Genomic DNA, 13,153 nt, shown 5'->3' on the forward strand with positions numbered 1-13,153 from the left:
CTCGATGGATCTGCCTAGAATCGAAACGTGAGTATGGGTGCCTGCGGCGCCAGCCGTGGAGCCCTCGTGTGCACCCGCTTCGTTCATGGGGAGTGTGCGATGTTTGAAATCCTTTACCGGCTGTCCCGAGCGAAGCTTCCCGTCACCGTGGCCGGGCCGCGCCAGATCGAGAAAATCAGAAGGCTCGATGCCGCGGGGTACATCCGCGCCTTCATTCCCGCCTCGCACGTCGATTGCGACAACTGCCTTCGGCAGGACCCCGCGACGGTCCTCGACATCACGCCGCTGGGGCGGTCGATCCTGAGCCGGGGGTCGGAGGCCAAGGGCATCTCGACGATGCACCGCGTCTCCGTTTTCGCTCGTCATCGCGATCGGTCCTCGGGCCCCTCGCGCTGAGCCGCCCCGATGGGGAGCGGAGGGGAGCGGAACATCCTGGGCCGCAGGGGTGAGTGAGAGTCGCTCCCGTCCTCGGCACAAAAAAAGAAGCCCGCCATCCTTGCGGATGGCGGGCTTGGTGAAGGTCCCCACCCGAGCCTTTGAAGCCCAGGCAGTCTGAGGTTGCCTTCATCCCCACGGTGTCGGGACGACACCATGAACTCCCCCGAAGGGGATTCCCCACTATCACCTTTGAATCTCCGGCTTTCGGCCTTGATTCATCGGTGCGTTCAATGTACCGCCAGCCATCCGGGCGCGGTTTGATCCAGCGCAAGTCCGGGCCACATCGGGCTTTATTTTTCGTCGAGAAACACCGGCCGGGATGGCCGTCGTATCGCCAGGTCACGCTGGAGGCCGGTGTCCTCTCTGCACCATTGCTTGACGTGGCGCAAGCTGCCACGGACCCGGCGGCGCGAAGCTGAGCATCGATGCGATTCGCGTGGACTCGGTTCGAGAGCGCCAAGCATCCCCATTGACAGGAGAAGACGATGCGCAGAACTTCCATCTTGGTCAGCGCCTGCCTGACGCTGATTGCTTGCGAAGGACCCCCTACGCGCGAGCAGGCCGGCATGGTCATTGGCGGTGTCGTGGGCGGCGTTGCGGGCTCCGAACTGGGCGGTCACAGCACCGTGGCGACAATCGTCGGCACGATCGCCGGTGCCGCGGTCGGCGGGCTGATCGGAAAATCGATGGACGAGAGCGACCGCCGCCGAACCGCACGCGCGCTGGAAACCCTGCCGACGGGACAGGCGTCGCGATGGGTCAATCCGGATTCCGGCGCAAGCTACGTGGTCACCCCGACCCGGACCTACGAGCGGCGGGACGGGCCTTGCCGAGACTACACCGTGGACGCGATGATCGCGGGGCGGCCGGACCGGGTGGTCGGCACCGCTTGCCGCCAACCCGACGGCAGTTGGCGTGTACAACCCTGAGTCCGGGTGCGCGAAGGGTGATGGCCGGTGTCGCAATGCAATCCGGCGCCGAGACCTGTCGACTTGCGCCTTGATCTGCCGCAACCGACTGCCCCCCTCTTCCGTCTAGAGTGACGGCAAGCGTGCCCTCCCGCCAAGGGAATGGTCGAAGGAAATCCATGGTTCTCGACTCGAAAACTCGCCCCGGCACCGGCTGCGCCACGGCAGATGTCGCCCACGACCTGTTCAGGCAGACGGCGCAATCCGAAGCAGGGTTGCATCCGCGATTTCGCTTGCTCCGCGATCGGGCCGAGTTCGCGCCCGCGCGCGGGCTGGTGAGCGAATTGCACCGGGGCGAGATTCGCGACATGCGGCCTGACTACTTCGCGCATCTGCAGGGGAAGGATTTCGACGATGCCCTCTTTGAACTCTTCCTTTTTGCGCTGTTCAAGGCCGCAGGCCATCGAGTCGATCTCAAGCATGATGCCCCCGCCTTCTTGCTGGCAAAGGCCAGCACGACGGCTGCCGTTGACGCCTTCACTGTCGGAACGCCGGTCATCGGGGCCGAAGCCCAGGCCACGTCGCGACGGTTGGTCGTCCCCGATCCGCAATCGCACGGCTTGGGCGGAATTCTCTTTCGAAGGCTGCATCAGCAGCGGTGGCGTGCGCCTCATGCGGACGGCCATCCCTTCGTCCTTGCCATTCAGGACTTCGATCACGGACTGGCTCGCGGCGCGCCATCTGCGCTCCTGCATTTTCTCTTCGGAGGTCCCGGCCAGTTGCAGGAACTCGGCGATCTGTTCCCGGACGGCTTCTTCGGCCATCAGGAGGCCGAGCATGTCTCGGGCGTCTTTTTCTGTAACGATGCCACGATCACGAAGTTCAATCGACTTGGACAGGAAGAGCACGCAGCCAGCGCAGCAAGGATGCTGCGCCATGGAGCTTGCCTTGCAGAAAACGGGGATGCTTCCACGCCGGCAGGCTACGCCTACGAAGTGGGCCAGCGGGGTGCGCAGCGAGAGCAGTGGAACGAAGGCACGGTGCTGATCCACAATCCTTTTGCTCTGCATCCGCTACCTCCGGACTGGCTCGGTGCCTCCGCAGAGATGACATGCAAGGACGGCCAGACCACGGAGTGTTTTGCGCATGGCTTTCATCCGTTCTCGTCGACGACCGAATTGCTGCGGAAAGATGCCCCCGCGTGGCGGGTCGAGGAACGAAAGCGCCTTCTCGAGCAGGAGCAGGTGGCCCATCCGCCGGCGTGAATCCAGCCGAGGCCGAACAGTTCAGACCTATTCCACGTGGTGGTCCGGGCGGCTGACGCCCGAAGTTGGCTGCATGCGCCACCGCCGGCTTGACGCTGATCAAGGCCGCAACGCGCCAGTTTGGAATATTCTGTATGCGTACGGGTTCAAGCTCTGCCTCTGCACGCAAGAAGGAAGATTCAAATGAAGATCCTCGTAGCGACCGATGGTTCGAAGTACGCGCTGCGAGCCGTCAAGTACGCGGCCAAGCTGATCGGATGGCTGCGTCCGGCAGCGCATTCGATCACCCTCATCAGCGTGCACGACAACACCAACCTGCGCTTCGCGAATTCGATCCTCGGCTCCGAGGACGTGATCGCCTTCCTGCACCAGCGCAGCACCGCAGAACTCAAGGCCGCCATGAAATTTCTCAAGACGGCGGACATCGACCACAGGTCGGTGATTCGCACGGGGCACGTGGCGCAGGAGATCGTCAGGTGCGCCAAGGAGGGGAAGTTCGACCTGATCGTCCTGGGCTCGAAAGGGCGAAGCGCCATCGTCGATCTTCTGCTGGGCTCGGTAGCCCAGCGTGTGCTGGCGACGGCCAAGCAGCCGGTCGTACTGGTCAAGTAGTGCGAGCCGCTCCCCACGCACCCGAAGAGAAGGGGACGAGTGGCTCCGAGCCGTCCATGGCGGATCCCTGCGACCTGACGGATGCCGTGGCGCGGCAGCGCCTGGCGCAGGACGGCCCGAATGAAGTGACGGTCTCACGCCCGCGCAGTGTGTTGCGGCTGGCGCGCGAGGTGGCGTCCGAGCCGATGTTTCTGCTGCTCGCGGCCTGCGGCAGCATCTACCTGGCGCTGGGCGATGCGCAGGAAGCGCTCATGCTGCTCGGCTTCGTCTTCATCGTCATGGGCCTCAGCTTTGTCCAGCAACGGCGCAGCGAGCGCTCCCTGGAAGCACTGCGCGATCTTTCCAGCCCGCAAGCGCTGGTCCGTCGCGGGGGTGCGATGCGCCGCATCGCGGCGCGGGAACTGGTGGTGGGCGATATGGTCCTGCTGTCGGAGGGGGACCGTGTTCCTGCCGACATGTCGCTCCTCGACGCGTCGAACCTCGCCATCGACGAGTCATTGCTGACCGGCGAGTCGGTGCCGGTGACCAAGCGGGCCCTGGCCAGCGAGGAAGCCATGGCGGCGGATGCCTGGACAGCGTTTTCAGGCACGCTCGTGACGCAAGGAACCGCACGGGGACGCGTGACTGCCACCGGCGCGCGCAGCGCGCTCGGGCGCATCGGGGCCTCGCTGGCCGGGATCGCCGCGCAGGCCACGCCGATCCAGCGGGAGACGCGAGGCGTCGTCAAGGGGGTAGCAATTGGGGGGCTGGCACTGGCCGCGGCGCTCGCGGCAGCGTACGGCGCGCTCCGCGGCGACTGGCTCCAGGGCCTGCTGGCCGGGCTGACGCTCGCGATGGGCATCATCCCCGAAGAGTTACCGATGGTGCTTGCGCTGTTCCTCGGCCTGGGAGCCTGGCGGCTGGTGCGTGAGAAGGTGTTGGCCCGAAGCATCCCCGCGGTCGAACTGCTCGGGGCCACCACGGTGTTGTGCGTCGACAAGACCGGCACGCTGACGGCCAATCGCATGAGCGTACGGCAGCTTCGGTCCGGCGATGCAAGGTACGACGCGTTGGAGACGAAGGGTGCCGCCCTGCAGGAGGAACTGCACCCGTTGCTGGAGTATGCGGTGCTGGCCAGCCACCGGCGCACGTTCGACCCGATGGAGTCCGCCATCGCCGAAGCTGCCGGGCAATGGCTTGCCGGCACAGAGCATCTGCATTCCGACTGGACCCTGATCGACGACTATCCGTTGTCGCCGGAATTGCTGGCGATGTCGCGCGTGTGGCGTTCACCCGATCAGCGGGCGTTCCTCATTGCCGCCAAGGGAGCTCCCGAAGCCATTGTCGACCTGTGCCACATGGATGCAGGCCGCGCCGGCCGCATCGCCGAACAGGTGTTGGAGATGGCGACCGACGGCCTGCGTGTACTTGGCGTCGCGTGTGGCACCTTCGATGCCGATGTCCTGCCCGGGCTGCAGCACGACTTCGATTTCCGGTTCCTTGGCTTGGTCGGGCTGGAGGATCCGGTACGGGCCGACGTGCCGCAGGCCATTGCCGAGTGCCGTGCCGCCGGCATCCGGGTCGTGATGATGACGGGGGATCATCCCGCCACCGCAATCGCGGTGGCGCGGCAAGCCGGGCTGAGTGCCGAGGCGCCTGTCATGACCGGCGTCGAGATGGCTTCTCTGGCCGACGAGGCGCTCGCCGCACGGTTGGCCGCAACAACCATCTTCTGTCGGGTCCAGCCTGATCAGAAGCTTCGTCTGGTGCGAGCTTTCCGTGCGCAGGGCGATGTGGTCGCGATGACCGGCGACGGCGTGAACGATGCGCCGGCCCTGAAAGCCGCCGACATCGGCGTGGCGATGGGTGCGCGAGGGACCGAGGTGGCCCGCGAGGCGGCCGCGCTGGTCCTGCTGAACGACGACTTCGCCTCGCTGGTCACGGCGATTCGCCATGGGCGCCGCGTGTTCGCGAATCTTCGCAAGGCGATTGTGTTCGTGGTGGCGGTCCATGTGCCCATCGTCGGGCTGTCGATCCTGCCGGTGGTCTTTGGCTGGCCCCTGCTGTTGATGCCCGTCCACATCCTGTTCCTGCAATTGATCATCGACCCTGCCTGTTCGGTGGTGTTCGAGGCCGAGCCTCTCGAAGAGAGCGCGATGAAGGTCCCTCCCCGCCGCCCCGACCAGCGGCTGTTCGACTCGGCGGTGCTGGTCCGCGGCCTGTGGCAGGGCGGCGTGTTGCTGGGGATGCTTCTGGTGACCTATGCGGGCGCGCGTTGGATGGCGTCGCTGGAGGCCGGAAGGGACGACATGGCAAGGACACTGACTTTCGTGGTGCTGGTGCTGTCGAACCTCGGCCTGATCCAAAGCAACCGCTCCTGGGAGCGAACCGCCTGGCACGGCAACACTGCGTCCAACCGCCAGTTCGGCTGGATCGCCGCGGGAGCTGTTGCGGTTCTGTGCGCGGTGCTTACCGTGCCTGCCGTTGGTCGTCTGTTCTCGTTTGTGATGCCATCGCCGCTGCTGCTGGCGGCCGGTCTGGGGATGGCGGTCTTGAGCATGCTCTGGTTCGAATGCATCAAATGGGGCCTGCGCCGCAAGGTTCGCGGCAATGCAAGCCCCGGCGGAGCAGTTCACCTACCGGCAAATTCCTGCTCCAGTCGACGGTAGCGCCGACGCGGGCTGGCCTTGTCGTGGCCTTGCTCGACGCTGATCAGATTCACGGCGCGTCGCTGCGACCGGTCACTTCACCACCACGACGGGCTGCTTCGCGGTCGCGAGCACGCGTTGCGCCACGGAGCCGAGCAACAGGTCGGCCATCGCGCTGCGGCCCTTCGAGCCCAACACGATCATGTCGAACTTGCCTTCGTTCGCGCAGTCGACGATCTCCTGAGACACGTGGCCCGTACGGATTTCCATGTCGTAGCCGATGCCATCGGCCTGCAAGAGCTTCCTGGCCGGCTTGAGTTCCTTCTCGCTGAGTTCGCGCAGATAGTCCGCGACTTCCGCCTTGCCGACGAAGGCCTTGGCATGGCGCAGGCCGGCGTCGTCGTGGACGCTGATCAGCGTGATCTTGTTCGACGCGGAGCGCAGCAGATGGGCAAGCCTGGCCGCGTACTTGACCGCACGCAGCGCGTTCTTGGACCCATCGGTGGCAACAAGGATCTTCATGGCACGAGCCTCCAGTTGTTATTGATCCGCAAAGTGTAGGGCAGTGGCTCAGCCTTGCGGTGCCAGCGGCACGCGGCGCTTCGTCACCCGGGGCGCCGCGTTAAGGAAACGCTAAGACGACGAAGACACGATGGTGGCCATCCAAGGAGTCGCCATGAGCTTGTTGAAACCGCACCGATCCACATGCCGCCGCTCCGCCGCGGCCTGGATCGCCGCCATCGTCATTGCGCCCACGGCCGGCGCCTCCACCCCCGCCGGGCTGCTCGCCGGCTACGCCGGGGAGGCAGGGGCCGCCCCGAGCCCCGAACGAGGCCAGTCGCTGTTCAACAGCCGCCACGGCCGCGATTGGAGTTGCGCCTCGTGCCACGGTGCGGCGCCCACGGGGCCGGGCCGGCACGCGGCCACCGGCAAGCCGATCGCAGCCCTTGCCCCGGCCTTCAACCCCGAGCGGTTCACCGATGCCGCCAAGGCCGACAAGTGGTTCCGCCGCAACTGCAATGACGTGGTGGGCCGCGAATGCACCGCCGCAGAGAAGGCCGATGTGTTGAGTTGGTTGATCAAACTCAAGCCCTGACGTCGTGACGATGTCGACACTTCACTCAGGAATCCCCGCCATGGCCGACCGTCCCCGCCTCCGCCGCCAAGCAGGTGCATGGGCCTGTGCGTTCGCGGGGCTCTTCGCTGCGCAGGCCTGGGCCGACGACGGCGACCGCGTGTCGCGCACGTCCCTGCTGCCGAAGTACCGCGAGGAATGCGCGGCCTGCCATATCGCCTACCCGCCCGGCATGCTGCCGGCGGCCTCCTGGCAGCGCGTGATGGCGAACCTGCCCCGCCACTACGGCACCGATGCCTCGCTGGATCCCGGCACGGTGAGCGCACTCGCGGGCTGGCTGGCGGCGAATGCTGCCACCGGCGGGCGCCGGAGCGAACCGCCGCCGGAAGACCGCATCACGCGCTCGGCCTGGTTCGTCCGGAAACACCGCGAGGTGGCGCCCGCCACCTGGACCCTGCCCGGCGTCAAGAGCGCCGCCAATTGCACCGCCTGTCATACCCGGGCCGATCAAGGAGATTTCAATGAACACAACGTCCGCATCCCCCGCTGAACGCGACACGGCCGGGTCGGGGCCCGGCAGGATCCTCGTCTGGGATGCGCCGGTGCGCGTCTTCCACTGGCTCATCGTGCTGTGCTTTGCCGGCGCCTACCTCACTGCGGAACGCGAATCGTGGCGCCTGGTGCACGTGACGCTCGGGTACACCATGGCGGGCCTTGTCGTCTTCCGCCTCCTGTGGGGCATCGTGGGCACGCGCTATGCGCGCTTCTCGAACTTCGTGCGCGGGCCGCGCGCCGTCACGGCCTACCTCCGCGGCATGCTTGGCGGACGCACGGAACACCATACGGGGCACAACCCCGCGGGCGCCGTGGCCATCGTCGCGCTGCTCGCGTTGGCGCTCGCGGTCGCGGCGTCGGGCTGGGCCACGTACGAAGACATCGGAGGCAAGTGGCTGGAAGAATTCCATGAAGCTGCGGCCAACATCATGCTCGGCGTGGTCGGCATTCATATCGCCGGCGTGCTGCTCGGGAGCTGGCTGCACCGCGACAACCTGATCGGCGCCATGATCACCGGCCGCAAGACGGGTCGGCCCGAGAACGGGGTGCGCAGCGCCTGGCGCAGCGTCGGCATCCTCATGATGGTGGCGGTGCTCGGCTTCTGGTGGACGCAGTGGAACAGCGCACCGGGGGGCGTTGCCAACGGCCCGGCCACCGTGTCCGGCAAAGCGGTCACGCAGGATCGGGACGACGACTGACAACGGCCCTTGCCCCGCACAACCTTCCCATGCGCATCCTCCTGGCCGAAGACGATCCCTTGCTCGGCGATGGTCTCCGCGCGGGCCTGCGTCAGCTCGGTTTCCAGGTCGACTGGGTGCGGGACGGCGAAGCCGCCGAACGCGAACTGCGCGCCGAGCCGTATGCGGCGGCGGTGCTCGACCTGGGCCTGCCCCTGAGGGACGGCCTGCGCGTGCTTGCCGACGTCCGGAGGGCGGGTATCAAGATCCCCATCCTGGTACTGACGGCGCGCGAGGGCGTACCCGATCGCGTTCGCGGGCTCGATGTCGGCGCCGATGACTACGTCGTCAAGCCCGTCGACCTGCATGAACTCGCAGCGCGCCTGCGCGCCCTGATCCGCCGCGCCCATGGTCAACCCCAGGAACGCCTTCGCGCCCAGGATGTCGAACTCGATCCCGCCGCGCACACGGTGCATCGTGCGGGTAGGCTGGTCGCGCTGCCGTCGCGCGAATTCGCGCTGCTGCACGCGCTGATGCTCAATGCCGGACGCGTTCTCTCGCGCGAACAGCTCGAGCAGAACCTGTACAGCTGGGGGCAGGAAGTGGAAAGCAATGCGGTCGAGGTGCACGTGCATCATCTGCGCCGCAAGCTCGGCGCCTCGCTGATCCAGACCGTGCGCGGCGTGGGCTATGTGCTCCTGCGCGAAAGGCCGGGCCATTGATGACGCTCCCCCGCTCGCTCCAGGGGCGCCTCCTGTCGCTGGTGCTCGGCCTGGTGGCGGGCGTGTGGTTGGTCACCGCCGTCATGACGTGGCTCGACGCGCGCCACGAACTGGACGAACTCCTCGACAGCCACCTGGCGCAGGGCGCCGCGCTGCTGGTCGCGCAGCAGATGCAGCCCCCTTCCGAAGAAGAACGAAGCATCGAAGCCCCGGTGCTGCATCGCTACGCGCCCCGGGTTGCCTTCCAGGTCTTCCATGAGGGCCGCCTGGCGATGCGGTCTGCCAACGCCCCGTCCCAGCCGATGATCGACAGCGGGCGGCACTTCGCGTCGGGCTTCAGCACGGCCCACATCGACGGCGCGACGTGGCGCGTGTTCGCAGCCCACGGCAGCGAGCGCGACGTGCAGGTGTATGTGGGCGAGCGAATGGATTCGAGATCTTCGATCCTCTGGGCCGTGCTGCGAAGCACGCTCTGGCCGGTGTTCGTCGCGTTGCCCCTGCTTGCGCTCGCGGTGTGGTGGGCGGTGCGCCGCGGCACGCTGCCGCTCAGACGGCTCGGACGGACGCTCGCGAGACGCGAGCCGCAGGCCTTGAGCCCGGTCGTGCTCGACGACGCGCCGTCGGAGATGACGCCGATGCTCGATGCACTCAACGGACTGTTCCGCCGCATCGGCGAACTGCTGGAGTCGGAGCGCCGGTTCACCGCCGACGCCGCTCACGAACTGCGCACGCCCATCGCCGCCATTCGCGCGCAGGCGCAGGTCGCGCTCGCCGAGACCGACGAGGGCCGGCGGCGCCATGCGTTGGAAGCGACGCTCTCCGGCTGCGACCGGGCCACGCACCTGGTCGAGCAGTTGCTGACGCTCTCGCGCCTCGAGGCGGGTGCCGGCGCTGAAAGCAAGCCGGTGGATTTGGGTGCTCTGGTGCGCGGCGTGGTGGCCGAAGCCGCGCCGGCGGCCATCGGCAAGCAGCAGAACATCGAAGTCGACGCGGCGGATGAGTGCCTGGTGCGTGGCGATCCGATGTTGTTCGCGGTGCTGGTGCGCAACCTGGTCGACAACGCGATCCGCTACAGCCCGGCGCTGGCAGCCATCCACATCGGAGTCGTGCGCTGGCAGGGCCATGTGCGGCTCAGGGTCGAGGACAGCGGACCCGGCATGAAGGAAGAGGACATCGCCCGGTGCGGAGCGCGCTTCTTCCGCGTGCTCGGCAGCGGCGAAAGCGGCAGCGGCCTGGGCTGGTCGATCATTCGGCGTGTCGCGTCTGCGCAGCAGGCGGTGGTACGCATCGAGCGGTCGGGCCGCCTGGGTGGCCTCGCGGTGGATGTCGAGTGGGCTGCTGCCTGAGCACGGGCTGGGGATCTGACGACGTGGCTGCTGTCTTCTTGGACGATGCGGCGCCTCTTCATCTGTCGGTTGAGTCGCACCAGATTTCGGCGGTGCGCGCGATGTCGTCGCAAAGGCCGAGACAGACGGCGACTGCAGACGTTCGACCGCATACGCCCAATGTTCCTGCGTGCGCGATCGGCGGTCGTAACCGGTGGCCCTGTTCGGCCTGCCGCGACCGCCTTTTTCAGAGCCGTCTCTGAGCATCCGTCGCGTCGCGTAAAAGGAGCTTGCACTTGTATCCCGTGCCGACGACTTTGCGCTTGCGCAAGCTCTACCTGTCGCGACGCCGCAGGATGGACGCGTCGGGAAGCCGGCGCGCGGCGCGGCCCCGATGTCCATGCAGGAACCGCATAGCGCCCTGCATCCATGTTGGAACAGAGCCGAAAGGAAAGATCATGAAGTCGGATGCGCAGTTGAAGAGCGACGTGGCCCAGGAGTTGAGCTGGGATCCCTCGATCAATGCCACGAATGTCGGTGTGGCCGTCAAGAACGGGGTGGTCACGTTGACGGGACACCTTGAAACCTATGCAGAGAAGTTCGCGATCGAACGTGCTGTCCAGCGGGTGCAGGGTGTCCAGGCACTGGCGGTGGAACTCGACGTCAAGTTGGCTCCGGGGCACAAGCGCAGTGACTCCGAGATCGCCGAAGCGGCCGAGGCCGCGCTGAAGTGGCATTCGGAGGTTCCCAACGAACGTGTCCAGGTTCGCGTGGAAAAGGGGTGGGTCACGCTCAAGGGCGAGGTCGATTGGGAGTACCAGCGCCGCGCAGCCGCGCGTGCCGTCCAGCCGCTGATCGGTGTGGTTGGCGTCGACAACACCATCGGCCTGAAAGTACAAGCCACGCCCTCGGACATCGGTGTTCGCATTCGCGGGGCGCTGGAACGCTATGCCCTGGACGAATCAAAGCGAATCGAGGTCGTGGTGAGCGGCACGAAAGCGGTCCTGCGCGGGACCGTTCATTCCTGGGCTGAACGCGGGGCCGTTCAGGGTGCCGCATGGTCGGCGCCCGGCATCTTGAGCGTGGAGAACAATCTCAAAGTAGTGAGATGACCCGAACGTACGGGGGCGCCGTGGCGCATGCGGACGGAGCGGCTCACCATCATCTATGGGCTCAGACCGCGGGGGAGGGGGTGTCGTGGGAGACCCGGTCCATGGTCGCGGCCAGGAGCGGCCGCAACGCATCGAGGCTGCGGGTGTTGAGCACGTCGCCGGGTTCCAGCCAGCCGCGGCGTGCCTGGCCGATGCCGTAACGCAGGTGGTCGAAATCGAGCGTGCTGTGCGCGTCGGAAGCGATGCTGATCCGCACGCCTTCTTCCCTGGCCATCCGGCAGGCGATGTCGTTCAGGTCGAGCCGCATGGGCTGGGCGTTGAGTTCGAGGAAGCAGCCGCGCTCGCGGGCCTTGCGGATCACCCGCTGGAGATCGATCTCGCAGGGCGGTCGCTCCCCGATCAGGCGGCCGGTGGGATGGGCCAGGATGCTGAAGCAAGGGTGGTCCATGGCGCGCAGGAGGCGATCGGTCTGCCGGTCGCGCGGCAGGTCGAACGCGGAATGGACGGCGCCGACGACGAGTTCGAGGCGCCGCAGCACGTCCTCGGGCAGGTCGAGGCTGCCGTCCTTGAGGATATCGACCTCCACGCCCTTGAGCACCACGAAGCCGTCGTGGCGGGCATTGAGCGCATCGATGCGATCGATCTGTTGCGCGAGCCGGCCCGCATCCAGGCCATGCGCGAGCGCAAGCCGCGAGGAATGATCGGTGACGGCCATGTACTGCCAGCCGCGTGCGCGGGCAGCCCGCGCCATCGCGGCCAGGGTGTCCAGGCCGTCGCTGTCTCGCGTGTGGGCATGGAGGTCGCCGCGCAGATCGTCGAGCGTCACCAGTGCGGGCAGGCCGTTGGCCAGGGCGGCCTCGATCTCGCCGCGGTCCTCGCGCAGTTCGGGCTCGATGAAGGGCAGGCCGAGCGCCCGGTAGACCGAGGCTTCGGTGTCCCCCGCGATGCGGCGGTCTTCCCGGAAAACGCCGTACTCGTTGAGCTTCAGGCCCGCATTGCGCGCGCGTTGCCGCAGGGCGATGTTGTGGCTCTTGGAGCCGGTGAAATACAGCAGGGCTGCGCCGAAACTCTCCGGCGGCACGGCACGCAGGTCAACCTGCATGCCGTTCGCAAGCACCACGCCCGCACGGGTCGCGCCCTTGGCGAGGACGGTGGCGACGTCGGCCGCGGCGGCAAAGCGGCGCGTCACGGAACTGCCGGGTCCGGCGGCCACGACCAGATCGATATCGCCCACGGTATCGCGCCGCCGCCGCAGGCTGCCTGCGGCTTGCGCCTGCAACACGCCCGGTTCGGCCGCGAGGCTTGCGAGCCGCGCCTCGGCCACCTGCATGGCCATGGGCAACCTGAACCGCCGATCCGCCTGCTGGTGCGCGGCAATGGATTCCCGGATGCGCTGCTGCGTCTTCGGACCGAAGCCGCGAACCGTGCCCAGTCGGCCATCGGAAATTGCACGTTGCATATCCTCGAGCGTGCGGATGCCGAGTGCCAGCTGGAGCGTGCGCGCGCGGCGAGGTCCGATGCCTGGAATCCGCAGCAGCTCGACCACGCCGGGCGGCCCCTGCGCGCGCAACTGGTTCAGGAGCGGACAACTGCCCGTGTTCACGATTCCGACGATCTTGGCCGCCAGGTCGGCGCCGATGCCGGGCAGGGCGTCGAGGTCCTCGCCATGCTCCACCATGGCCTGGATGCTGCGGCCCAGGTCACCGAGCATGCGCGCGGCATTGCGGTAGGCACGAATGCGAAAGATGCTGGCGCCCTGCAGTTCGAGCAGATCGGCGATCTCGTTGAACACCGCCGCCACGTCGGCATTGGCGATCGGCATGCGGGGGACTTCCCG

The 13,153-nt window shown here is 67.0% G+C and carries 13 protein-coding genes; 11 read left to right on the forward strand and 2 right to left on the reverse strand.

Annotated elements, in window-relative coordinates; genetic code table 11:
• The first annotated feature begins 99 nt into the window (after positions 1-99).
• The 5 genes from VAPA_RS29050 to VAPA_RS29070 all read left to right on the forward strand — a co-directional run bounded on the left by VAPA_RS29050 (position 100) and on the right by VAPA_RS29070 (position 5,871).
• Positions 100-396 (forward strand): hypothetical protein, encoded by a 297-nt coding sequence (locus VAPA_RS29050; RefSeq protein WP_021003788.1) that lies wholly within the window; start codon positions 100-102, stop codon positions 394-396.
• Between the two features lie 527 nt (positions 397-923).
• The gene (locus VAPA_RS29055) at positions 924-1,367 is read left to right on the forward strand and encodes an RT0821/Lpp0805 family surface protein (RefSeq protein WP_021003789.1); all 444 of its coding nucleotides are present in this window, start codon (positions 924-926) and stop codon (positions 1,365-1,367) included.
• A 158-nt stretch (positions 1,368-1,525) separates the two neighbouring features.
• Entirely contained in the window at positions 1,526-2,611 is a 1,086-nt protein-coding gene (locus VAPA_RS29060; protein ID WP_041946671.1) for a hypothetical protein, read from the forward strand.
• A gap of 183 nt (positions 2,612-2,794) precedes the next feature.
• Positions 2,795-3,223 (forward strand): universal stress protein, encoded by a 429-nt coding sequence (locus VAPA_RS29065; RefSeq protein ID WP_021003791.1) that lies wholly within the window; start codon positions 2,795-2,797, stop codon positions 3,221-3,223.
• 56 nt (positions 3,224-3,279) lie between these two features.
• Entirely contained in the window at positions 3,280-5,871 is a 2,592-nt protein-coding gene (locus tag VAPA_RS29070) for a cation-translocating P-type ATPase (RefSeq protein WP_021003792.1), read from the forward strand.
• A 72-nt stretch (positions 5,872-5,943) separates the two neighbouring features.
• On the opposite strand, the gene VAPA_RS29075 is transcribed toward VAPA_RS29070, so the two are convergent.
• The gene (locus VAPA_RS29075) at positions 5,944-6,372 is read right to left on the reverse strand and encodes a universal stress protein (protein WP_021003793.1); all 429 of its coding nucleotides are present in this window, start codon (positions 6,370-6,372) and stop codon (positions 5,944-5,946) included.
• Positions 6,373-6,526: 154 nt separating this feature from the next.
• Between VAPA_RS29075 and VAPA_RS29080 the strand changes: the two genes are divergently transcribed.
• The 6 genes from VAPA_RS29080 (at position 6,527) to VAPA_RS29105 (ending at position 11,316) form a co-directional block, all read left to right on the forward strand.
• Positions 6,527-6,946, forward strand: coding sequence for a DUF1924 domain-containing protein (locus VAPA_RS29080; RefSeq protein ID WP_021003794.1), 420 nt, complete (start codon positions 6,527-6,529; stop codon positions 6,944-6,946).
• A 40-nt stretch (positions 6,947-6,986) separates the two neighbouring features.
• Positions 6,987-7,475 carry a diheme cytochrome c gene (locus tag VAPA_RS29085; protein WP_021003795.1) on the forward strand — a complete coding sequence of 163 codons (489 nt, stop codon included), beginning with the start codon at positions 6,987-6,989 and terminating at the stop codon, positions 7,473-7,475.
• On the forward strand, positions 7,447-8,178 hold the full coding sequence (locus VAPA_RS29090) for a cytochrome b/b6 domain-containing protein (protein WP_021003796.1): 732 nt from the start codon (positions 7,447-7,449) through the stop codon (positions 8,176-8,178). Before VAPA_RS29085 ends, VAPA_RS29090 begins: the two co-directional genes overlap by 29 nt.
• A gap of 29 nt (positions 8,179-8,207) precedes the next feature.
• Positions 8,208-8,879 carry a winged helix-turn-helix domain-containing protein gene (locus VAPA_RS29095; protein ID WP_021003797.1) on the forward strand — a complete coding sequence of 224 codons (672 nt, stop codon included), beginning with the start codon at positions 8,208-8,210 and terminating at the stop codon, positions 8,877-8,879.
• On the forward strand, positions 8,879-10,225 hold the full coding sequence (locus tag VAPA_RS29100) for an ATP-binding protein (RefSeq protein WP_021003798.1): 1,347 nt from the start codon (positions 8,879-8,881) through the stop codon (positions 10,223-10,225). Before VAPA_RS29095 ends, VAPA_RS29100 begins: the two co-directional genes overlap by 1 nt.
• A 437-nt stretch (positions 10,226-10,662) precedes the next feature.
• Positions 10,663-11,316, forward strand: a complete 654-nt coding sequence (locus VAPA_RS29105; RefSeq protein WP_021003799.1) for a BON domain-containing protein — start codon at positions 10,663-10,665, stop codon at positions 11,314-11,316.
• Positions 11,317-11,377: 61 nt separating this feature from the next.
• On the opposite strand, the gene polX is transcribed toward VAPA_RS29105, so the two are convergent.
• Positions 11,378-13,138, reverse strand: coding sequence for a DNA polymerase/3'-5' exonuclease PolX (gene polX / locus VAPA_RS29110; protein ID WP_021003800.1), 1,761 nt, complete (start codon positions 13,136-13,138; stop codon positions 11,378-11,380).
• Positions 13,139-13,153: the final 15 nt, after the last annotated feature.

The sequence above is a fragment of the Variovorax paradoxus B4 genome (assembly GCF_000463015.1).
In the GTDB taxonomy this organism is placed as follows: Bacteria; Pseudomonadota; Gammaproteobacteria; order Burkholderiales; family Burkholderiaceae_C; genus Variovorax; species Variovorax paradoxus_E.